The sequence below is a fragment of the Dactylosporangium thailandense genome, from assembly GCF_059739745.1.
In genome coordinates this window covers 2,750,729-2,772,361 of sequence record NZ_AP029195.1, presented here as the reverse complement: position 1 = coordinate 2,772,361, position 21,633 = coordinate 2,750,729, and the positions used below count along the sequence as shown (strand labels likewise).

At 70.3% G+C, this 21,633-nt stretch carries 15 protein-coding genes; 5 read left to right on the top strand and 10 right to left on the bottom strand.

Annotation, left to right across the window (positions count from 1 at the left end; translation table 11 throughout):
* Positions 1 to 71: 71 nt before the first annotated feature.
* From AC6JBM_RS12400 to AC6JBM_RS12380, 5 genes are all read right to left on the bottom strand, one after another.
* Positions 72 to 659: a hypothetical protein gene (locus AC6JBM_RS12400; RefSeq protein ID WP_497983746.1), complete on the bottom strand. Its 588-nt coding sequence runs from the start codon at positions 657 to 659 to the stop codon at positions 72 to 74.
* Positions 656 to 7,726 carry an RHS repeat-associated core domain-containing protein gene (locus tag AC6JBM_RS12395; RefSeq protein ID WP_497983745.1) on the bottom strand — a complete coding sequence of 2,357 codons (7,071 nt, stop codon included), beginning with the start codon at positions 7,724 to 7,726 and terminating at the stop codon, positions 656 to 658. The genes AC6JBM_RS12400 and AC6JBM_RS12395 overlap by 4 nt, the downstream gene beginning before the upstream one ends.
* The gene (locus AC6JBM_RS12390) at positions 7,723 to 12,441 is read right to left on the bottom strand and encodes an NIDO-like domain-containing protein (RefSeq protein WP_497983744.1); all 4,719 of its coding nucleotides are present in this window, start codon (positions 12,439 to 12,441) and stop codon (positions 7,723 to 7,725) included. The genes AC6JBM_RS12395 and AC6JBM_RS12390 overlap by 4 nt, the downstream gene beginning before the upstream one ends.
* 235 nt (positions 12,442 to 12,676) lie before the next feature.
* A complete protein-coding gene (locus AC6JBM_RS12385) occupies positions 12,677 to 13,069 on the bottom strand; it encodes a hypothetical protein (RefSeq protein WP_497983743.1) in 393 nt (130 codons plus the stop codon).
* A 21-nt stretch (positions 13,070 to 13,090) separates the two neighbouring features.
* Positions 13,091 to 13,918 carry a MerR family transcriptional regulator gene (locus AC6JBM_RS12380; protein WP_497983742.1) on the bottom strand — a complete coding sequence of 276 codons (828 nt, stop codon included), beginning with the start codon at positions 13,916 to 13,918 and terminating at the stop codon, positions 13,091 to 13,093.
* Positions 13,919 to 13,966: 48 nt separating this feature from the next.
* Between AC6JBM_RS12380 and AC6JBM_RS12375 the strand changes: the two genes are divergently transcribed.
* From AC6JBM_RS12375 to AC6JBM_RS12365, 3 genes are read left to right on the top strand one after another with little or no spacing between them, the layout of a single operon-like run.
* Positions 13,967 to 14,293 carry a nuclear transport factor 2 family protein gene (locus AC6JBM_RS12375; RefSeq protein ID WP_497983741.1) on the top strand — a complete coding sequence of 109 codons (327 nt, stop codon included), beginning with the start codon at positions 13,967 to 13,969 and terminating at the stop codon, positions 14,291 to 14,293.
* The gene (locus AC6JBM_RS12370) at positions 14,290 to 15,132 is read left to right on the top strand and encodes an SDR family NAD(P)-dependent oxidoreductase (RefSeq protein WP_497983740.1); all 843 of its coding nucleotides are present in this window, start codon (positions 14,290 to 14,292) and stop codon (positions 15,130 to 15,132) included. Before AC6JBM_RS12375 ends, AC6JBM_RS12370 begins: the two co-directional genes overlap by 4 nt.
* A 40-nt stretch (positions 15,133 to 15,172) precedes the next feature.
* Complete coding sequence (locus AC6JBM_RS12365) at positions 15,173 to 16,021, top strand: SDR family oxidoreductase (RefSeq protein WP_497983739.1); 849 nt, start codon at positions 15,173 to 15,175, stop codon at positions 16,019 to 16,021.
* Positions 16,022 to 16,032: 11 nt separating this feature from the next.
* On the opposite strand, the gene AC6JBM_RS12360 is transcribed toward AC6JBM_RS12365, so the two are convergent.
* The 4 genes from AC6JBM_RS12360 to AC6JBM_RS12345 form a co-directional block, all read right to left on the bottom strand.
* Positions 16,033 to 16,650 (bottom strand): hypothetical protein, encoded by a 618-nt coding sequence (locus AC6JBM_RS12360; RefSeq protein WP_497983738.1) that lies wholly within the window; start codon positions 16,648 to 16,650, stop codon positions 16,033 to 16,035.
* A gap of 72 nt (positions 16,651 to 16,722) precedes the next feature.
* A complete protein-coding gene (locus tag AC6JBM_RS12355) occupies positions 16,723 to 17,475 on the bottom strand; it encodes an ATP-binding protein (RefSeq protein ID WP_497983737.1) in 753 nt (250 codons plus the stop codon).
* A 91-nt stretch (positions 17,476 to 17,566) separates the two neighbouring features.
* Entirely contained in the window at positions 17,567 to 19,249 is a 1,683-nt protein-coding gene (locus tag AC6JBM_RS12350; protein ID WP_497983736.1) for an MFS transporter, read from the bottom strand.
* Positions 19,246 to 19,698: a MarR family transcriptional regulator gene (locus tag AC6JBM_RS12345; RefSeq protein ID WP_497983735.1), complete on the bottom strand. Its 453-nt coding sequence runs from the start codon at positions 19,696 to 19,698 to the stop codon at positions 19,246 to 19,248. The genes AC6JBM_RS12350 and AC6JBM_RS12345 overlap by 4 nt, the downstream gene beginning before the upstream one ends.
* Positions 19,699 to 19,777: 79 nt before the next feature.
* On the opposite strand from AC6JBM_RS12345, the gene AC6JBM_RS12340 reads away from it, so the two are divergent.
* Positions 19,778 to 20,260: a universal stress protein gene (locus AC6JBM_RS12340; protein WP_497983734.1), complete on the top strand. Its 483-nt coding sequence runs from the start codon at positions 19,778 to 19,780 to the stop codon at positions 20,258 to 20,260.
* 33 nt (positions 20,261 to 20,293) lie between these two features.
* Here AC6JBM_RS12340 and AC6JBM_RS12335 read toward each other — a convergent pair whose 3' ends face one another.
* Positions 20,294 to 20,851, bottom strand: coding sequence for a dihydrofolate reductase family protein (locus tag AC6JBM_RS12335; protein WP_497983733.1), 558 nt, complete (start codon positions 20,849 to 20,851; stop codon positions 20,294 to 20,296).
* A 117-nt stretch (positions 20,852 to 20,968) separates the two neighbouring features.
* Here AC6JBM_RS12335 and AC6JBM_RS12330 point away from each other — a divergent pair, with 117 nt between their 5' ends.
* Positions 20,969 to 21,613 carry a sigma factor-like helix-turn-helix DNA-binding protein gene (locus AC6JBM_RS12330; protein ID WP_497983732.1) on the top strand — a complete coding sequence of 215 codons (645 nt, stop codon included), beginning with the start codon at positions 20,969 to 20,971 and terminating at the stop codon, positions 21,611 to 21,613.
* The last annotated feature ends 20 nt before the right edge of the window (positions 21,614 to 21,633 follow it).

Genomic DNA, 21,633 nt, shown 5'->3' with positions numbered 1-21,633 from the left:
GTCGCGCGCTCGCCCCGTTTCTCGCCGAGCGACCGTCGGCCCCACCGGCCGGCGGCGGACTAGACACCGTCCTACTGCTCAGCCGGACCGCGTTCCGGTGATGTCTCAAGCCAGCGCTGCGCCTCGACACGCTCGCCGTCGGACGAGTACAGCGATTGCGCCAGGCCCTCAACCGCACGCCGAAGGGTCGACGAACGACGGGGCGTCGGCACGACGAAGGTGCCAATCTTCCACTGCCACGTCGTGCCGCACACGAGAACGCTCTGGTCGAGGGCGAGCATTGCGAATTCGGGCCGGCACCAAGCGGAACCCAGCACCCCGGCGGCACCGGCCCCCATCAGGTCCCACTCCGGCCGCAACTCGACCCGCGCCCAGCCACCGGTCTCCTCGTCAAACCGAACGGCGAGGTAAAACTGTGGCCGGGCCGGGTCGAACAACCCCGACTGGATCGACAGCCGGTACCAATCCGCGTTGGAACGCTCACGAACGTGCGGATCGTCGATATCTACCTGCGCCCAACGACTGCCTTCGGACTCCGGCACGCTCATCGCCTGACCGGCAGCCTTCGGCGGGAGGAGCCGGATGGCTCGGTCGGCGATGGCGATTACGTCAAGTCCCGCAGTCGCCAACGCCGACCGAAGTTCGCCGACCCAGCTCACGGCGGCGGGATGTACGCGTTCGGAAGCCTCACCCATGGATACTCAAACACCTGATTGTAGTTGTGACCGAGAACGTATCCGATATTACCCGCAGCATCCACCAAAACGCGCGTCCCACCAGGGTTTGATACGCCGGTGTAAATCGTAGCGTTCTTCCACTTGTGGTACTGGGTCGGGGTACCCGGCCCATGGACGGTATTCGGCTTGATCTCGTAACGGTCGATATTGTCGAGAAAGTTTCCAGGCGTGCGCGGCTGGACGGAGCCGTTCTCGATTCCATTTACCGTCTGATGGATCTCCTTCGGAATGCTCTTGGTTCCCGCGTGCTCGGCGACGCGGTCTGCGATCTCTTGCTGTGAGTAGTTCTCCGGCGACCAACCCTCGGCGGGGCAGTTGTGGACGAGTACGGGAGTTGCCCCGGCCAGCACGGAGAACGTGTGAATCTCGGCGACCGTGAGGTCGTACATGTACCGATCGCCGAGGTAGTTGTGAACCTCGACAACGTCCGGAACCGCACCGTCTCCGTGGAGTTCGGCGCCGGGGCGCAGGTCACCAGCGCTGACCCAGACACGGCGGCCCGAGTCCCAGAACGGGTGATTCTGGGAGGTCTTGACGGTTTCCAGCCGGCCGCCGGCGGTCCGCACCGTGAGGTCTGTCAGGGCCTTGTCGCGGTTCAGATACACCGCCACCACAACGCGCGCACTGGTCTTGCCGCTGGCCGGATCGGTCGCCTGGACGACGTCACCAGGATGCACCTCGGCGATTCGCTTGTTGGTGCCGTCGGCCATCCGGACGTTGGTGTCAGCGGTGAAACTGCACCCGCCGCCACCACCACCGCTGCCCCCGCCGCCGCCGCCGCGCGGCTTGAACATGTCCTTTGCGCCCTGGGCGATAGCCTTCGACTCGGCGGCAGCGGCCTTGCCACCGGCTTTCGCCGCGGCTTTCAGCCCGTCGCCCGCCATGATCGCGGCCTTGCCGGCCTTGAACGCCGCTCCGCCCACGGACCCCAGGCCGCCCATGACACCGCCGACGAGCGCGCCGACCGCGCCGGTCTTGAGCATGCCGCCCCAGGAGAAGTTGCCCTTCCCGTCGACCTTGGTCTCGATGGCGTACTGCACCATGTTCGTGACGGCTCCAGCCAGCGCGCCACAAGCAACCGCCCCGACTCCGGTCCAGCCGATGGCCAAGCCGCAGCCAACGCCAACCGCAATCCCGGCGACGTTGGCGATGATCTCGGCCTTGTGCTCGTCGACCCAGTTGACCGTCGCGGTTTTCGCCTTCTGCCAGCCGCACTTGATCGGGTGCGACTTGCAGTACGCCTTCTGTTGCGCCTCCTTGGCACGCTTCTGCCCGTCGAGCTCCGCCTGCACGTCGCGGTTGTATTGCGCCTCGTCGACGACCTTTTCCATCTTGGCGGCACCGGCTTTGCCGTAGTACTGCTCGTCGGTGCGCTGGCCGGTCGGGTCGCTGTGCGAGACCGGGCTGTTCTCGGCGTAGGCGTAGCCCTGCAACTGTTGCGGATCACCGACGTCCACCACAGGATCTGGCGAGATGAACCGGCCGAGGATCGGGTCGTAGTATCGGGAACCTAGCTGGACCAGACCGGTCGGATCGTTGGTGCCACCGACGAAGCCGCGTTCGTTGGGCCACGTGACCGCGGCGCCGCGCATCTCACCAAACGGCATCTGACGTCGGCGCGTCAGAGCCTGCGTCGTCGCGTCGATCGACACGTCGGCGGTGCCCTGGCCGTCACTCGACAACCACGTCAGACCGGACGTCGTACGCTGCCCGATGATCGTTCCGCCGAAGCTGTAGTACCGCGTGCACGTCTTGGCCGCCGTCTGCGTGTTGTAGCGCAGTTCCATGTCCGGCAGGTAGAGCGTCTTGCCGGAGGCGTCCTTGCGGATGAGTCGTGCACCATCGGCGTCATACAGGAAGCTCGTGCTCCCGGCCGTGTCAGTCACACTGCTGAGATGGCCTTCGGTGTCCCACTGCAGTGTCTGGGTGCCGTGAGCACCGGGACGGGTCAGCGTGTTTCCAGCATTGTCGTACGTGTACGACGCCGCGTGAGTGCCGTTGTCGTCGCTGGTGCTGACACCCGTCACGGTGTGCGGACGCGTCGTGGTCGCCGGAGTGGTGCCCGTCGGATACGTGTATGTACTCGTGGCGGTGCCGGCGGCCGTGTCGTACTGCGTCTGCTTCGTACGGCGCCCGATCGTGTCGTACTCGTAGTTCACCCGATATGGAGCAGGGCCTCCAGTGGTGGCCGCCGGACCGGTGGAGCAGTCGCCCGACGCTGGTGTCCAGGCTTCGGTGAGCCGCTCGTACCGGTCGTGGGTGAAGCATTGGGTATCGGCGGTACCACCGGCCGGCGTGTCGGCGATCTTCGTGATGGTGCCGACGTCGTTGTACGTGTAGTTCAGGTCCGAGACCGTGTTCGGGGAGACTTGGTCTCGCTGTGTCTTGAGGTTGGTGACCCGGCCCGTTTCGAGCTCGTAGCTGCGCGAGAGGTAGGTTCGAGGCCCGTTGCTGTCGTTGTCGTCGGTGGTAACCGTGCTGTTGAACAGCGTGTACTGCGTCGGCTGAGCCAACGCGTCGAACGACGTGCGCTCCACCAGCCAACGCCGGGTGTCAGTGCCGTAGAACGTGCTGAGGTTGTCCGTCATGCCGAGCGCGTTGTAGCCGACGAGCGTCGTTTCGGCGGCAAGGCCACCCGCGGCCGGTGAACTGGTGCTGCTGACGGTGCCGTCCGGGTTGTAGGACGTGTAGTAGGTGTAGTCGCCCGCAAGGCCCGTCTCGGACGCCGGGATACTGATCGTCGCCGCCGTCGCGCGATAATGATCGTCGTACTGCGCGATCGTGGACTTGTACTGCTGGCCGCTGACGTAGCGGGTCGACGATGTCGGGGAGCCCTTCGCGTTGGTGACGCCATCGGTGAGCTTGGTGGTGTCGTACGTCCAACCGGCCAGTTGGTTGGCCGCGGTGACCGAGTTCTGGTAAAGCCCGATCTTGCGGTTCAGGTTGTCATAGGTGAACACGAGGGTCTTGCCACGGCTGTCCGTCGCCTGTGTGACGCGGCCGGCGTTGTCAAAGACCTTCGTCACGGTTCCGGCATCTGGGTCTTTCGTCGATGTGGCTCGGCCCCGCAGGTCGTAGGAGTAGGTCCACTCGAACCCGGACGGGTCGACGACCTTCGACAACAGGCCGCGCCGGTTATAGGAATACGTTGTCTTGTCGTAGGTGCCGGGTGCCGCGTTCAGGGCCCCTGGAGTCTGCGTGGCGAACTGCCGCAGTTCGGTGGTGCGACCGCTCTCATCGAAGATCGAGAGCGAGCCCGTACCCCCCGCGGGTGGCGTGACCGCCGTGTAGTCGCCGCCGTAGCGGGTCGTTGTCCGCCAGCGTTCGGTGTTGTACGGCTGGAAGACCTCGGCAATCTTGCGGCCAGCGCCGTCGAACTCGTACCGGAGCTGGCTCGGCACGGTGAGGCCCTCATCGATCGGGGCGACGACCGTCGTGCCGGGCGGAGCGGACGCGTCATGGTAGGGCGCGAATGAGCGTATGGGCCGGCCCGCGGTGTCATAGAAGAGATCGGTGAGCAGGCGACCGCCGGATGGTGAATCCGTCTGCGTCTGCCGCTGGCGGACCAGGCCGTCATACAGGGCATACGCCGTTGTGTAGCCCCCGGACGGGTTGAGCGTGTGCGTAATGACCGCGTTGGCGCCGTCGGTTCGCACGACGTACTCATAGGTCGCGTCGGCCGGATCGACACCCTTGCTGCGTCCAGGCTGCCACGCCGCCGTCAGCCGACCGAGACCGTCGTAGGTGATGTCGCTGCGACGGTTGTTCGGGTCCAGGACGGACGTCATCAAGCCCCACGCCGGCTCGATCGTGGTCGTAGTGGTCCAGCCCCGCGGGTTGGTGTCGACGGTCTGGGTCACCGGACCGGTCGTCGCCGGGGTGTAGTCGGTCTGCGAGTGATAGTCCATCGCATCCCAAGACTCGTGAACCCGGCCGAGGACGTCATACGTCGCGCGACTGAGCTGGTAGTACTGGGGATTCGTGGCGCTCCAGACGCTCAGCGCTTCGGCCTTGGTGACGTCGCCCTTCGTTGGCGCGGAGCCAAACGTGGTCGAGCCGTCGTAGTAGAGACGGCTGTCGCCGATCACGTCGTCCTCAGTGACGGGACCAGCCGTGACCTGGTCACAGTCGAGGGCGAAGCTCTGGGTGCGCTGCTGTGCCGAGATGAGCCAGACCGTCGTGTTTCGGGGCTCATAGGTGGTTTTGACGCATTGCTCGTCACCGGTTACGGCGTCATCGCCGTAGTCGGTAGCGGCGGTGATCAGGCCGTACGAGTCGAAGGTGTTCTTCGTGGACGAACGGCGGAAGCCGCGACCGTTGTCCAGCGCCGTGCGGCCGTGCACCGCAGCCGTGTTCACGAACTTCGCCGTCGTCGTGACGCCGTTGATGGTGCGGGTCGCGGTCGCGGCCGACTGCCACGGGTCGTTGATGGCGCCCGTCACCTCGGCGCCGCCGACGCCGTTGAAGGTGCGGGACTCGCGGATCATGCCGGAGAAGGCGTCGTCGTCGGGGACGCTGCCGCCCTCGGAGTCGACCACGTTGACGGTGCGGGTGCCCGACGGCAGGTGGTCGCCGTTCATGCCGCGGAAGTACAGCGTCTCGCTGTACGTGCGCTCGTCCGGGTTGCCGGGTGCGGTGGGGGCCTCGCCGGCCGAGGTGCCGACCTTCGCGTAGCCGCGCCAGACGTTCCAGGTCTTCTGGTCGCTGGAGATGAGGCCGTCGTCGTCGGCGTAGTGCCAGGCCGGGTCGCCGATGTACGTGTACTGGTGCAGGACCCGCTTGGAGCCGCCGGTCAGGTCGTTCTCGATGACCTTGTCCACGACGTACTTGTGGAAGTAGTCGGTGATCTCGCCCGTGATCGGGTCGGGGGTCCACCGCACCGGGTAGCAGCGCAGCGTGTTGTTCTCGGGCGCGGCGGGCATGCGGGTGCCGACGAAGCAGTCCGGCGCGGAGTACACGATCTGGATCTGGCCGCCGGTCTCGGTGTTGATGGCGGTCAGCCGGCTCCAGTTCATCGACGGCGACGCGTCCACGCCGTCGACGCGGTTGGCCATCTGGGTCGGCACGAAGCTCACGTCGGGCAGGTCCGTCGAGGTGCCGGGCGGTCCGACGAGGCCGCTGTGCGAGACCTTGTCCAGCCACAGGCCGGCGCGGGTGCCGTCCTCCGGGTCCGGGAACGTGTGGGTCAGCGTCCACCGCTCGACGTCGCGCATCTGCGAGGTCGTCGCCTCCCACACCTTGGTGGTGATGGAAGCCAGGCGGCGGGTGGTCCAGAACGACGGGGAGGTCTGCGAGCAGGAGGCCCCGCTGTCGCAGTTGAGGTCCCAGGGCGTGTCCGGCCAGTGGGCCTTGTCCTTGGTACCGCATGAGGAAAGACAACGGTCCGCGTAGGCGTAGCTGATCCGGGCCGCCGCGTGCCCGCTGAACGCGGTGTCGGTGCCGGTGGTCCAGTCCCCCGCGGTGGTGAGGTTCTCGTCGCGGGTGCCGTAGTCGACGTGGTCGAGGTAGCCCGCGCGGTCGTACTGCGTCGCGGTGCTGTTGTTCTTCTTGTAGAAGTTGCGGTCGATGCCGTACCAGTACGACATCGTGTTGCCGTGCGGGTCCACGACGTAGTCGAGGTTCCAGCGGTACGCCTGCGTGCACGACGACGCCGCGAAGGTGGCGCCGTGGCACGGCTCGCCGGTGTCGTTGCCGAACACCGGCTCGGTCCACGTCGACTGGGTCGTGGTGCCCGCGGGCGCGCCGGGCAGCTGGTTGCGGCCGAACCAGTACTGCGTCCCGTTCACGGTGGTGACGACCCACCACTCGCCGTCGTTGTCCCCGTTGGACGCGCCGGTCTTGTGCTCGACTCGGGAGCCGTCGTCGTTGCGCGGATGCCAGCGGTTGGGGTCCGAGCCGTCCTTGATGAGCTCGGAGCCGCTGCCGTTGAGGCTCATCGTGGCGTTGTCGGTCGCCCAGCACATGTCGCCGGTCTTCGCCGCCGGGTCGCCGCCCGTCTTCGGGTCCTCGGCGCACGTCTTGTACCGGCGCTCGATGTAGCCGCTCGTGGACAGCTCGAAGCCCTCGCCGACGATCGACGGCTGGTTGTTCGAGGTGACCATCCGGCCGTCGACGGACTGGGCGGAGTACGTGATCTGCAGCGTCGGCGACGGGCCGCCCAGCGACGGCGGGGTGCGCATCGGGAACGACCACGAGAAGTCGCCCGCCGAGCCGCCCGCCGACCAGGTGCTCGACGACGAGAGGCTGGTCGCGCCGTAGCTGCCGGACGCGCCCGACGAGCCGGCGGTGAGCGCGAGCGTCTTCGCGCCGGCGGCGAGCACGACGTCGCCGCTGACCGTCTTCGTCCGGGCGTCGTTGTGGCTGGGGACGTCGATCGCGCCGCACTCGGGCCGGTCCGGGGTCGTCTGCGCGCACTCGGGCAGCTCGACCAGCTTGAGGCGGCTCGACCAGTCGGCGCCGTAGGCCGTGGCGAACCGGCTGTAGTCGACCTTCACGCCCACGGCGCTCGCCGAGCTGCCGCCGTCGGCCCGGCCGACCTTGAGCAGCAGGCCCTGGACGTTCGCCTTGCGCGACGCCTGCTGGTCGAGGACCTCGACGTGCACCTTCGCCGGGATCGCGATGCCCGCCGCGCCGATCGTCCTGGCCTGCTTCGTCGTGGCCGGGGTCGTGATGGTGACCGGGCCGGAGGCGGCCGGCGCGGGGGCGCCGACGCCGACGTCGACCGCTGACGCGCCCGGCCAGACCGGCGCCGGGTTGTCCTGGGCCTTCTTCGTGGTGTCCTTGACCGGCTTCCCGGCCGTGACCGCCTTCGTCTTGACGCTGGGCACCTTGGCGGCGGCCGCCGGCGTGAACGGCCTGGCCGGGCCGGCGAACACCGGCTGCTGCCCGGCGACGAGCACGACGAGCAGCGCCGAGAGGGTGTACAGCAGGCCGTTGCGGGCGCGCAGTGAGGTGTGCACCGGCTTCCTCCAAAGTTCCACGACGATCACGCGGCCGGCGGGGTGTAGGTGATGGCCCGGCCGTCGGCCAGCGCATCACGGAACGCGGAGTAGGTCTGGCCGATGGTGCCGTCGGCGTTCTCGATGCCGACGACCGTGCCGAGGCCGCGCTCGTAGGCGTTGTCGAGCCCGGCGTAGTTGAAGGTGATGGTGCCGTTCTCGGCGATGATCGCCTCGACGGTGACCCGGCGCGAGGTGTTGCCGAAGAGGTACATGTCGCGCCACTCGACCACGAACTTGCGGTTCGGTGCCGAGCCGGCGACCGCGGTGCGGACGCTGGAGTTGCCGTCCAGCACCAGGTCGTCCCAGAAGGGGTACAGCGCGGCATTCGGGCCGGTCGCGTTGGGCAGGGCGGCCCGCACGTCCGGGTTCTCGTAGCCCGGGTCGGTGAAGCTGACGAAGCCGTTGGCCGAGACCCAGGCGCTGGTGTACGTCTGGCCGTAGAACGTCACCGGGAAGGGCAGCGTCACCAGGGTGTGCGCGTCGTCGTCGACGATCGGCAGCACCGTCGTATTGGCCGGCACGAACGCCTGCGTCGACGTGGTGCAGGTGTAGCCGAACTCGTCCGGCACCGCGGCCAGGGCCAGGTTCGCGACGGTCGGGCCGGACACGTGACCGCTCGCGGCGGCCGTGGCGCAACCGTCCACGGTGGACACGCTGAACCCGCCCTCCTCGACGGCGGCGAAGGCGTACGTGCCGTCGTTCGCCGTCGTCGTGGTGAGCCCCTGCGGCTGCAGCGACACGGTGAGCCCGGCGGCGGGGGTGCCGTTGCGGGTCACGGTGCCGGTGACGTAGCCGGTGCCGATCGGCTGGGCGTCGAGCGGGTAGTCGATGAGCACCGCCTTGCCGGACTCGAGTACCGGCTGGTGGAAGGCGTACTGCAGGCCGTACTCGCCGCCGGTGCTCTCGATGCCGACCGTCGCCTCGCCGCCGCGCTCGGCGTCGTCGGCGTCGATGTCGGCGTAGTTGAAGGCGATGTCGCCGTTCTCGGACAGGATCACCTCGAACGTGACCCGCTTGCTGCTGGCGAAGAGCGCCACGTTGCGCCACTCGATGATGAAGCGCCGGTTCGGGAACGCCCCGTCCGTCTTCGTGTAGACGCTCGCGCTGCCGTCGACGACCAGGTCGGTCCAGAACGGCGCGACGAGCGCGTTCGGGGCGGCCGACTGCGGGATGGCGGCGCCGGCCGCCGCGTCACCGGCCGCGCTCGGGTCGGCGAAGGCCAGGAAGCCGTTCGTCGACACCCAGGCGGTGGACGAGTTGTGCCCGTAGAAGGGCATCGCGAACGGTACGGGCACCTGGGTCACCGAGTCGTCGCCGGTCAGGCCGAGCAGCGTGTCGCCGGGCTCGAACGCCTGGGTCTGGGTCAGACAGGTGTACCCGAACACGTCGGACTGCGGGAAGAGCAGCAGGTCCACGTACGTCTGCCCGGTGACCACGACCTCGGTGCTGGCGTACAGCCCGCACGCGTCGCCGACCGCGGTCGACACGGTGTAGGTGCCCGGGGTCAGGCCGGTGAACTCGTAGACGCCGAACGCGTCGGTCACCCGGGTGGTGCCGCTCGGGCGCAGCGTCACCGTCGCGCCGGAGATCGCGTTGCCGCTGACCGGGTCGACGACCGTGCCGGTGATCGCGGGCGGCGTGCCGACCGTGATGAACGCGGTGGCGATGTCGCTCTGGTGGGTGCCCGCGACGGCCGCGGCGAACAGCGTGACCTGGCCCATGGCGGGCGGCGTGACGGTGACCGTGACCTGACCGCCCGGCGTGGGCAGGGTCGCGGTCGAGCCGAGCCCGGCGGCGCCGAGGCTGTACTTGATCGCCGTCACGGCCGGGTCTCCCCCGCCGCTGAAGGTGACCTGCAGCGGCTGGTTCACCGTCGGCGTCTGGCCGGCCGGGATGGTGATGGTCGGCTTCTCGGGGTTGAGCTGGTTGGTGAGCTCGGGATCGGTCGCGGGCACGACCCGGGCGTAGATGCGCACGTCGTCGACGCCGCCCTTGAAGAAGCTGTCGGAGTTGCCGGCCCACTTGCGCCGGCCGAGCACCACCGGGCCGCTGGGGTCGAACGCGGCGGTGATCGTCCCGGTGGCCGACTGCAGGAGGCCATCGACATACAGCCGCGTGGTGTGGGTCGAGGCGTCGTACGTGGCGACGAGGTACGTCCACTTCCCCGGCGTCGGAGGGGCGTCCGACAGCACCGAGTACACGGCGGGCGCGTCCACATCGGAGCCGTTCATCGCGAACCGCCAGCGGTCGACCGGGCCGTTGTAGCCCAGCGCCCACGCCGAAGTCCGGGTGCCTTCCTGGGCCACCGCGGTGTAGTTCTTGCCGCCGGGATCGAGCGCGTCGACCTTCAGCCACGCGGTGACGGTGAAGTTGGCGTTGGTGTGCACCGTCGTCGCCGTGTTCGTGGTCGGCGACTTGGTGTTGATCGGGCCGCCCGTCACGCCGGTGGCGTTGGTGCCGTTGAACGCGAGCGCCTTGCCGGTGCCGCCGCGGCTCGCGATCCACGACGGGTTGGACAGGGTGATCGGGTTGCCGTGCCCGGTCGAGTCCGCGGCGCTGGTGCCGCTGCCCTCGTCGAGCTGCCAGCGGGCGTCGGGTCCGGCGCCGGCCTTGACGCTGAAGGCGTACGTGGTCGGCGTGGAGTAGCTGCCGCCCGTGTCCTTGGTCCACACGCGCAGCGTGAACGCGTCATCGGTCGGCGGCGTGATGCTCACCGTCGCCGTGTTGTCCGTGGCCGCGGCGACCTGCTTGGCGTTCGGCGGCGTCGTGCCGGTGTCGAGGGTGTAGGCGTAGCCGGCGAAGTCCGACGGCACACTGGCCGGCGGGAAGAACTTGAAGGTGCCGCCGATGCCCGCGCCGCCGTGGCGCTGCCCGTCGCTGGGGTAGTCGGTGGAGGTCACCTGCGACGGTGGGCCGGGTGGTGCGGTGTCCACTTTGAACTCGCACACCTGCGAGAACTGGCCGTCGTCGGTGCCGTCGTAGGAGCGGGCCTGGAACTGGTACACCCCGTCGTTGACGAGCTTGCCCGGCGGGATGCTGACGATGGCGGTGGTGCCGGGCGTGACGGCCGTCTGCGTGACCTTGTCGTTGTCGTTGCGGGTGCCCCCGACGGGCCACCACCAGAACGACACGCGGTGGGTCTGGGCGGTACCGTCGGCGTCGCTGGTGCGGGCGCGCAACTCCGGCGTCACCGTCTTCACCACCGGCCGGGCCGTGCCCGTCGCGCACGCGCTGCCGGAGACGGTCAGCTGGTCGGGCGCGTTCGGGTAGGAGTTGTAGGTGACGGTCAGCAGCGCCGTGCCCGCGTCGAACTTCTTCCACGCGTTGTGGTTGGCCTCGTCGCCGGCCCGCAGGCCGATGGTGACGCCGTTCCAGTACTGCCCGGCCGCCGACTGGATCAGCCCGGTGATGCCCCACTCGCTGCGCACCCGGGTCAGGTTGCACGTGTGGTTGTCGGTGAACGTCTGCAGCGAGCTCCAGCTGCCCGCGTGGTTGCTCCAGGTGGTGTTGGCGTCGATCGGGCCGACCCACCACAGGCTCGTGCGGGTGTCGCTGCAGGTCCACGAGTGCAGCAGATCCATCGAGAACTTGGCGTCCAGCACGTGCTTGCCGACGTACGAGGCCGTCGGGAGCAGGAAGATCGAGCGGTAGATCATCGTCTGGCCCTCGTCGGTGTACCCGACCTTGGCGCACGGGACGCTCTTGAAGGGCGCGGGGCAGCCGTTGCGGTCGTAGCTCCAGTACGACTGGGTCGTGAACCGGCTGTTGATCATCGTCCAGGCGCTCGCGTTGAAGGCCGGGTCGATGAAGACCGGGAACTTCGTCGCGCCGCCGTGCAGCACCTGCAGGTCGGGGCGGATGACGACGTCGCCGCCCTCGACCGTCACGGGCATCCGCGCGGTGCGGCTCTGCGCGGTCGCGTTCCGCGCGTCGGCCGGGATGCCGCCGGAGGAGTCCCACATCGCCGGGGTGCCGGAGGCGAACATCGGCGAGCCGCTGCCGTCGAGGTACGACACGGAGCCGGAGTCGCCGGTCTTGACCTTGAGCCCCTTGGTCGCGGTGCGGAACCGCACGTTCTCCAGGGCCGGCTGCTTGGCGGCCTCGGGCGTCTTGACGACCAGCACCTCGGAGTAGCCCTCGACCTCGGCGGTCAGCTGCAGGTCGACGCCGGGCAGCACCTCCGGGTAGGTGGCGGTGTTCCCGGCGACCTTCGGCTCCGGCAGCGCGGACGGCCACGACAGGGAGAGCTCGCCGGAGCCGCGGCGCAGCGTCACCAGCGGGCCGGTGCCGCCGCCGGAGAACGTGGTGCCGAGCCAGCTCGCCGCGGGTGCGTAGCCGCCGGAGGAGGTCTTGCGCAGCGTCGAGTCCGGGGCCGTCCAGCCGCCGCCGGCGGTGCGCACCCGCTGCACGACCACCGCCTCGTTCGACGTGAAGGTGCCGTTCGGGTTGGCGAAGACCTGGGCCCGCTCGGTGCGGCCGCCGAGCACCTCGACGCGGCCCTTGCACGCCGCCGCCTGGTCCCGCGCGGTCTTCGCGTCGGGCGCGGTCGCCGGGCAGGCGGGGGTCTTGGGCGCGGCGTGCGCCGGCCCAGCGAAGGGCGGCGCCACGAGCAGCGTCACCATGAGGCTGAGCAGCGCGAACAGTACGCCGAAGGCCTTGTACGGCCGCACGTGCGCACGAAACATGGGCAGACGAATATCCACGCCGGCCACTCCCCCGTGATCCAGTCGGACGGTGCGGAGGGAAGGCTAGGAGTTCGCTGGGAATCCGGTCAACGGCCCGGGACACTGACTCCGGTGATTGGGTTTACTCATCGCGACTACTCGATGTGATCATGCGACCACGGAGCCCTGCTCAAAATGGATAAGCCGCTTAACGGTCCGTCGCATCCGGTCCCGTCAATGTGAAGAATCTCACCGCCGGACGGGCCGGGCGTGCCTAGCGCAGCACCCGCCGGAGCGGGTTCTTGGCCATCCAGCGCTGGTGCTCGCGATCGAGCATCGCCGGGTACCGCCGGAACTGCGGCCCGGCATCGGCCAGCGCGGCCTCGATCCACTCGCGCGCGGCGTCGGTCGAGACGCCCCACCGCCACACGAGCGCCTCCCGGGCGGCGCGCTCGCGACCGAGCAGCCCGGGCCGGATGAGCAGCAGCGGGAAGTCGTGGGTGACGTCGGCGATCATCTGCATCCGCGCGATGGCGTCGGCCACCTCGTGCGCGGCGATCGCCCCCTGGCGCAGGTCGCTCGCGAGCGCGCGCAGTTCGAGCGCCCCGATGCCGAGCAACGCCGCGACGGCCCGGACCGCCGTGGCCCGTCCGGAAACGAACGCCATCTCAGCTCCCCTGCCGATGTCCTACGGCATCCTAAGCCAGTCCCCCGGGGTGAGGCGGAACACCGGCCAGCCGATCTCGGTGCGCCAGTCGGCCGGGGCCGGGGTGTCGCGGGGGCCGGCCAGGTAGGTCTCGTCGATCGGGCCGTCGACGGCCAGGGCGTGTTCGACCACCCACGATCCCAGGCGGCCGTACGTCACGTCGATGTCGTCGTGCCCGCCTGAGTGCACGGCGACGGCGAGGTCGGCCGGTGGCAGCTCGACGACCTCGATGCGGCCGCTCGCGCGGGGTTCACGCACCGGGCGGTACACCGTCATCGCCCCGGCGCCGGCGGTGAACAGCTCGTTGGCGTAGCGGCCGCCGGGTGGCCCGGTGCGATCGGCCGGGGCGAAGGCGGCATCGAGCTCGGCCATCGCCGCGCCGTACCACCTCGTCGAGTCCTCGAGCGCGACGTGCCCGCGGACGGCCGCGACGGTCCGGGCGGGCACGGAGCGCAGCTCGACCTGAAGGTTCTCCGGGTCGGGGCGCAGCAGCCGCCGCAGCGACACGACGGCGGCCCGGGTGCGATCGAGCTCCGCCTCCAGCCGGCGCAGGTGCCCGGCGATGAGGTCCGCGCGCCGCTCGGGGCTGGCGGCGAGGATGGACTTCACCTCGGCAAGCGGGACGTCGAGCTCGCGCAGCCGGTGGATGACCTGCGCGGACGGGATCTGTTCGACGGCGTAGTAGCGGTAGCCGGTGAACGGGTCGACGGTGGCGGGCACGAGGAGGGCGGCCTCGTGGTACCGGCGCAACGTCCGCACGCTCAGGTGCGTCAGCGTGGCGAACTCCCCGATGGTCAGTCCTCGGCGCATGCCTCCAGTCTTGACCCTCCCCCTGCGCGAGACTCCACAGTTGGCTTCATGGACCTTCCTCCCGCGATCACGACCTATCTGACCGCGCACAACGCCCGGGACGTCGACCGCGCTATCGCGTGTTACGCACCCGACGCCGTCGTGATCGACGACGGCCGCGGCCATCACGGCACCGCCGAGATCCGCGCGTGGCTGGCCGGTGCGGCGGCCGAGTACACGTCCACCACCGAACTCGTCTCCGCCACGCGGCTCGGGGAGGAGCGGTATGACGTGACCCAGCGTCTGGAGGGCGACTTTCCGGGCGGGGTCGTCGACCTGCACTACCGGTTCACCCTGCGCGGCTCCTCCATCGTCCGGCTCATGATCGAGCCATGAGGACGTGGTTCATCACCGGTGGGACGCCGGGCGGCTTCGGCCAGGCGTACGCCGACGCCGCGCTCGAGACGGGCGACCGGGTGGCGCTGACCACGCGGCGCCCCGAGGAGCTGCGGGAGTGGGCGCGGCCGAACGGCGACCGCGTGCTGCTCCTGCCGCTGGACGTCACCGACGCGGGCCAGGTCCGCACCGCGGTGGCCGCGGCCGAGCAGCGCTTCGACGGGATCGACGTGCTGGTCAACAATGCCGGGCGGGGATGGTACGGCTCGGTCGAGGGCATGCCCGAGGATGCGGTACGGCGGACGTTCGACCTGAACTTCTTCGCGCTGCTCTCGGTGACCCGCGCGGTGCTGCCCGGCATGCGCGAACGGCGCCGCGGCTGGATCGTCAACATGTCCTCGCTCGCCGGCCTGCGCGCCGTGACCGGGTTCGGCTACTACAGCGCCGCGAAGCACGCGGTCGAGGCGGCGACGGCGGTCCTGCGCGAGGAGGTCGCCCCGCTGGGCATCCGCGTCCTGGCGGTCGAGCCGGGGCCCTTCCGCACGAACGCCTTTGCCGGGTTCGCCGACGAGCCGATCACCGAGACCGTGCCGGCCTACCGCCGGATGCTGGACGACGTGCGGTCCGCGATGATCGACCAGGACGGCAAGCAGCCCGGCGACCCGCGGCGCGGCGTCCGCGCGGTCATCGCCGCGATGGCCGAGGACCCGCCGCCGCGCCGGCTGGTGCTGGGCAGCGACGCGTACGACAGGGTGACGTCGGCGCTGCGCGAGGCGATGGCCGACATCGGCAGATCCGAATCCATGTCCCGCGCCGCCGACTTTCCGCCGGGCCGGTGAAGCGTTGCATCGATACCGCTCAAGAAGGGACGGGTGTGCCATGAAGAAGGTGCTCATCACCGGAGCCGGGACCGGGTTCGGCCACGAGGTGGCCATGCGCCTGGCCGGAAAGGGATTCGACGTCATCGCCGCCGTGGAGATCTGGGCCCAGGTGCAGACCCTCAAGTGGCAGGCGGCGCAGCGAGGGGTGAATCTGCAAGTCGAAAAGCTCGACGTCACCGACGAAGGCGACCGGAGGAAGGCCCTCTCGTGGGGCGTCGAGATTCTGGTGAACAATGCCGGCGTCGGGGAAGGGGGATCGACCGTCGACATTCCCGCGAGGAACATCCGCCACCAGTTCGAGGTGAACGTCTTCGGGCCGCTCCTGCTGACGCAGGGCATCGCGCGGCAGATGGTCAAGCGCGGCGAGGGCCGGATCGTCTGGGTGTCCTCACGCGAGGGGCTGAACGTCAATCCTTTCACGGGCCTCTACTCGGCGTCGAAGCACGCGATCGAGGCCATCGCCGAGTCCATGGCGGACGAGCTGCGCGAGTTCGGCATCGAGGTGGCCACCGTCAACCCGGGCCCGTTCCTGACCGGATTCAACGACCGCATGTTCCAGACGTGGAAGAGCTGGGAGGACGATCCCGGCGAGCGGCTCTTCGACTACTCGAGGCTCGCGTTCCCCCGGGCGCAGTTCGATCCCGAGCCCGTGTACGCGACCTTGACCGCCGTCGCCGCCGGCGAGGTGGACACCTACCGCAACCTGGAACCGGCGTCGATGCTCGACGAGACCAAGCACCTCATCGAGGCGCCGTGGCATCGCGCGATCCGCGCCGGACTCGGCACACGCCCGGAGAAACTCCAGGCGTCGTTCGACATGGAGCCCGAAACCCCCGTCCCCGCCTGAGCCGGCATCTGTCAGTCGTCGTCCAGGGCCAGCAGCGGCTCGGCATCCGCGGGAGACTCGGTGCGGTCCAGCATCTGGGCCAGGCGATCGGCTTCCGGCAGCAGCCGCGCCGCCAGGGCGAGCTCGCCGATGCCGATCACGGCCGCGGCGATGATCAGGCCCACCACCGGCGCCGCGGCCACCGCGATGGCGGCGACCAGACCGCTCCCCGCGCGCACGCGCAGGCAGGTGCGGGCCAGGCTCGGCAGGGGCTGCGCCGCGGCGCCATCGACGGCCGCGGCGATGCCGAACGCGAGGGCGGCCACCGAGACGCCGACGGACGGGTCCGACTCCGGCAGGCGGATCAGGATGACGCCGGCCAGCGCCAGCAGGGCGGGGCCGGCCTGCAGATAGAGCGGGCCGCCGTAGCGGGCGCGCAGGAGCTGGCCGCCGCCGGCGCGGCCGACGGCGGTGAACAGCAGCCAGGCGCCCAGCGCGGCGGTGCCGACCGCGCGCACGTACGTCGGCCAGCAGGCCGCCAGGGCCGCCACCAGCACGCTCAGCAGGCCGAAGCTCGTCACGGCCCACCAGCCGAGGACGCCGTGCAGCGGGCGGGCGTGACGGCCCAGCGTTTGCAGCTCGGTTGGCATGGGGGGCTCCCTCGGAGTGGCTGCGAATCGACCACTCTGATACCCATCAGCCCGGCCTACCGAACATAACGGTCATTCTCGCGGCGGGGGTGCGATCCACAGCGCGGCCCAGACGATTTTGCCCTCGGCGCTGCGCAAACAGCCCCACGCGGTGGCGTTGCGGTCGACGATGTGCAGGCCGTCGCCGGGGACGCCCGCTTTGCGGCTGTTGGGCAGCACCGTCGGAGGCCGGGGGTCGCCGTCGCGCACCGACAGATGCAGGAAGCCGCCGCGCCGGCTGACGACCAGGACGAGCGGTGTGGCCGCGTGGGTGGCGGCGTTGTGGACGAGCTCGAAGACGACCCGGCGCGCGACGGTGGCCATGTGCGGCAGGTCCCAGGCCATGCAGGCGTCGTGGACGATCAGGCGGGCCCGGCTCGGGGCGAAGCCGTCGGGCTCGAGCGGCTCGGTGTACCGGGTCGGCGGCGGCGGGCCGAGCTCGACGGCCGCCTCGGCCTCGGCGATGGTGTCGTAGAGCCGCAGGACGCGGTGCCAGAACGGGTTGGCGAGCCGGTCGCGGAGCTGGCCCTGGCGCGGCAGCACCCATAGCAGGAACGCCCCGTGGTGGCGGAAGGCCCGGCCCTGGGCCGCGTGGAACAGCGGCGCGGCGGTGCCGGTCGGGTCGTCGAAGCCGGTGAGGTTGACGATGACGGCGCGGGGGCAGGCGACGAGCGCCTTGCCGATGATCGTGCGGAGGCGGTGCTTGCGTTCCACGGTGAGTTCCCCGGCGACGGTGATCCAGGTGACCTCCCGTTCGAGGTCGTACCGGGACTCGACGGTCATCATGGAATAACCGTAAAACGAATCGAGTGAACCGGAAACCGTCCAGGGCACGAACACGTGCCCCGGACGGACGATCACCGGCTGTCCGCGGGGATTACCCCGCAAGCGTGACCGGCGGGACGACGAGCACCTCGCAGCCCGACTCCGCGACGATGCGCTCGCTCGCGCTGCCGTCGAGCAGGTGGGCGACGCCGCCGTGGGACGGGCCGCCGATCGCGACCAGCTGGGCGTCGACGGCTTTGGCGTGGCGGGCGATCAGGCTGCCGGCGTGGCCGTGGTCGGCGACGCTGCGCAGCACGTGCCCGGACGCGGTGACGCCGCGGGCGGCCAGCTCGTCCAGCAGCGTCTGGACCCGGGTGCGGGCCTGCTCGTACGTCTCCCGATCCACCGCCTCGTCGCCGACGACCGCGATCTCGTGGACGTGCAGCAGCTCCAGCGGCGCGTGCAGCTCGGCGGCGCGCTCGGCCGCGGCGGCGAGGACGGCGGCCGCGGACTCCCCCGCGTCGACGGCCACGACGACGGGCCGGTTGCCGTTGGCCGCGCCGATGCGGCCGACGGCGACGATCTCGCCGATGGGCTGGGACTCGGCGGCCGAGGCCGCGTTCTCGGCGTCGGTGAGGATCCGGTGGCCGGTGGCCAGCACGAAGATGGCGAGGATGAAGGTCGCGGCGCCGAGGTAGAACGGCACGTGGATGTTGTAGTGGTCGGCGAGCTTGCCCGCCACGAACGGGGCGAGACCGCCGCCGATGAAGCGCACGAAGCCGTAGGAGGCGGACGCGACCGGCCGCGGTACCGGGGCCACCGTCATGACCGCCTGGGTGGTCAGGGTGTTGTTGATGCCGATGAAGGCGCCGCAGACGATGACCGCGACGATGACCGTGGCGGGCGAGTCGGTGAACGCGGCGATGACGGTCATCACGACGCCGAGGAGGAACAGGTTGGCGTAGAGCGTCTTGGCCGTGCCGAAGCGCCGCTGCAGCCGCGGGGCGACGGCGACGCTGAAGATCGCGACGAGCAGGCCCCAGCCGGTGAAGACGAGGCCGAGCTTGTGCTCGTTGAGGTGCATCGGGTAGGGGGCGTACCCGAGCATGGTGAAGAAGCCCCAGTTGTACAGCACGGCGGTGAGGCTCATGATGAGCAGCCCGCGGTGGCGCAGCGCGGCGATCGGGGCCGCGATGGAGGTGCGCTCGGCCGGCTTGGGCGTCTTCGGCACCAGGAAGATGGTCGCGATGAGCGCGATGAACATCAGCACGCTCACGCCGTAGAACGGGCCGCGCCAGCTGATCCCGCCGAGGGTGCCGCCGAGCAGGGGGCCGACCGCGATGCCGACGCCGAGCGCCGTCTCGTACAGGATGATCGCCCCGCCGAAGCCGCCGCTCGCGGACGCGACGATGACGGCGAGCGAGGTGGCGATGAACAGCGCATTGCCCAGGCCCCAGCCGGCGCGGAAGCCGACTATGCCGCCGATCGAGTCCGAGGTCCCGGCGAGGCCCGCGAACACGACGATGATCACGAGGCCGGCGATGAGGGTCCGCTTCGGGCCGATGCGGCTGGACACCATGTTGGTGACGAGCATGGCGACTGCGGTCACGAGCAGGTAGCTGGTGAACAGCAGCGACACCTGGCTGGGCGACGCGTGCAGCTTGGTCGACAGCGCGGGCAGGATCGGGTCGACGAGGCCGATGCCCATGAACGACACGACGCAGGCGAACGCGACGGCCCACACCGCCTTCGGCTGCCGGAACGGGCTGGCCGGCGCCGGACTGTGCTGAGTCATACCGAGGTACTCCCGGGGAGGAGGGTCTGATAGGTGGTGACGAGCCGGTCCAAGGCGGGCAGGGCGGCGGCGAGCGCGGCGCGGTCCTCCTCGCCGAGGCGATCGGCGAGGTCGGCCAGGAGCCGGGCCCGGGTGTCGCGGCGGTGCCGCAGCACGTCGGCGCCGTCCGGGGTGAGGTGCACCATCACGACCCGGGCGTCGTCGGACCAGGAGCGACGCTCGGCGTAGCCGTCCTGCTCCAGGCGGGAGACGAGCTGGGTCATGGCCGGCTGGGTGATGCCCTCGCGGACCGCGAGCTCGGAGATGCGGCACGGGCCGTGGACGTCGAGCGTCCGCAGCGTGGCCGCCTTCGTCAGCGAGACCTGGTCCGAGGGGGCCAGCCGGCGCAGGAGCGAGACGACCCGCTCCAGGCTGTTGGCCAGCGCCACCCCGTCAAGGATCTTGGACACACAACTTTTATATCACGTACTTATATTCTGGCGTTATGCTTTCCCCTGTGATCGCGCCCTCACACCCCGGGGAGATGCCGTGAACGAGGAACTGCAGCCGGCCGCCCGGCCCATTCGCGAGGTCAGCAGCGACGGGCCGGGCACGATCGTCGTCGGCATCGACGGCTCGACGTCCTCCCTGCGCGCGGCGGCGTACGCCGTGGGCCTCGCCCGGCGGCAGCGCTCGCGGCTCGTCGCCGTCTACGTGCGCACGCTCCCCGCGAGCGTGCTCTCGCTCGCCGACACCGGCGGGAACGCGGCCGCCAACGTGGTCGACGCGCACGACGCGGTCGAGCGGCAGCTGCGCGACGCCGTCGAGCACCACATCCCGCGCCTGAACGTCGACGCGCGCCTGGTGGTGCGGACCGGGGAGCCGTACACCGAACTGGTCGCCATCGCCGAGCAGCTCAACGCGGACGCGGTCGTCGTGGGCCGCTCGGCCGGCGCCCTGCACCGCTTCGCCGGCTCGGTCGCGGTCAAACTCGTGCGCTGCGGCCGCTGGCCGGTCACCGTGGTCCCGTGACGGTGACCGGCACACGGCCGCCATCGCGGCCGGTCACCCCGCCAGGTAGGTCACATGCGTCGCGCCGGGCGTGTCCACGGTCTCGAGGTGCCGCAGCTGCGGACCGGCCCCGTCGAACAGGGCGGTGCAGGAGCCGAGCAGCAGCGGGGCGATGTGCAGGCGCAGCCGGTCGACCAGGCCGGTCCGCAGGGCCTGCTGGATGAGCGATGCCCCGCCCATGATGTGCACCCGCCGATCGGCGGCGGCCACCGCGGCCGCCTCCAGCGCCGCGCGCACGCCCTCGGTGACGAACGTGAACGTCGTGTCGCGGTGGCGGACCGGCTCGTGCGGGCGGTGGGTCACGACGAAGACCGGCATGCCGTAGTACCCCGCGAAGGCCGGCTCGTTCCAGAACTGTGCGTGCTCGACCCAGCCTCCGGTGTCCTCGTACACCCGGCGGCTCGTCACGAAGGCCCCGGACGCGGCGAACGTCGCCTCGCTCAGCCGCAGGCCCTCCTCGTGCTCCAGCCACGCGTGCAGCCGCTCGCCGCCCCTGCCGTACCCGGGAAATGCCTCCAGGTCGGGCCCGGTCACGAACCCGTCCACCGACATCGAGATGTCCGCTACCGCATCGCAACGAACGCCTGCCTGGACACCCTGCGACGTCCGGGTCCACCGCTGCAGCCGTACCCCGACCAGCTCCTCGACGAGCAGCCCGGCCCGGACGCGGTGGCCGTCGGCCGCGAGACCATCTCCCTGGCGTTCCTCGCCGCGATCCAGCTCCTGCCGCCGCGCCAGCGGGCCGTGCTCATCCTGCGCGACGTCCTGTCCATGTCGGCCGGCGAGACGGCCGGCATGCTCGACACCACCACGCAGGCGGCGAACAGCGCCCTGCAGCGAGCGCGGTCGGCCCTGCGCGAACGGTGGCCCGGCGGCCGGCTGGAGTGGGCGCCGGCGAACGTCCCGGACGAGGCGCAGCGGGACCTGGTGCGGCGGTACATCGCGGCCCACGAAGGCGCCGACCCCGAGGCGCTCATCGCCCTGCTCCGCGAGGACGTCCGCCTCACCATCGAGCCCGGCGTCGGCTCGTGGACCGGCCGGGACCGGGTCGCGCCGGCGCTGCGCGAGGACATGATGTCGGAGGGCCGCTGGCGCATGCTGCCGACGGGCGCGAACCGCCAGCCGGCGGTGGCCGCGTACATCTGCCGCCCCGGCGACACCACGTTCCGCCCGTTCGCCCTGATCCTGCTCCGCCTCGCGCCCGACGGGCTGGCCGCCATGGACGTGTTCGAGGCGCCCGGCCTGTTCCCCGCCTTCGGCCTGCCCGACCGCATCGCGCAGCGGGACTCGGACGCCGCCGCCCCCCGTGGATGACGACCGGCGACGCCCGGACC

Excerpts from the sequence above, each read along its gene's own strand:
- AC6JBM_RS12380 (WP_497983742.1), bottom strand. The coding sequence starts at position 13,918 with ATGCGCCGAGGACTGACCATCGGGGAGTTCGCCACGCTGACGCACCTG.
- AC6JBM_RS12385 (WP_497983743.1), bottom strand. The coding sequence starts at position 13,069 with ATGGCGTTCGTTTCCGGACGGGCCACGGCGGTCCGGGCCGTCGCGGCG.
- AC6JBM_RS12365 (WP_497983739.1), top strand. The coding sequence starts at position 15,173 with ATGAAGAAGGTGCTCATCACCGGAGCCGGGACCGGGTTCGGCCACGAG.
- AC6JBM_RS12335 (WP_497983733.1), bottom strand. The coding sequence starts at position 20,851 with ATGTCGGTGGACGGGTTCGTGACCGGGCCCGACCTGGAGGCATTTCCC.
- AC6JBM_RS12375 (WP_497983741.1), top strand. The coding sequence starts at position 13,967 with ATGGACCTTCCTCCCGCGATCACGACCTATCTGACCGCGCACAACGCC.
- AC6JBM_RS12370 (WP_497983740.1), top strand. The coding sequence starts at position 14,290 with ATGAGGACGTGGTTCATCACCGGTGGGACGCCGGGCGGCTTCGGCCAG.
- AC6JBM_RS12355 (WP_497983737.1), bottom strand. The coding sequence starts at position 17,475 with ATGATGACCGTCGAGTCCCGGTACGACCTCGAACGGGAGGTCACCTGG.
- AC6JBM_RS12360 (WP_497983738.1), bottom strand. The coding sequence starts at position 16,650 with ATGCCAACCGAGCTGCAAACGCTGGGCCGTCACGCCCGCCCGCTGCAC.
- AC6JBM_RS12350 (WP_497983736.1), bottom strand. The coding sequence starts at position 19,249 with ATGACTCAGCACAGTCCGGCGCCGGCCAGCCCGTTCCGGCAGCCGAAG.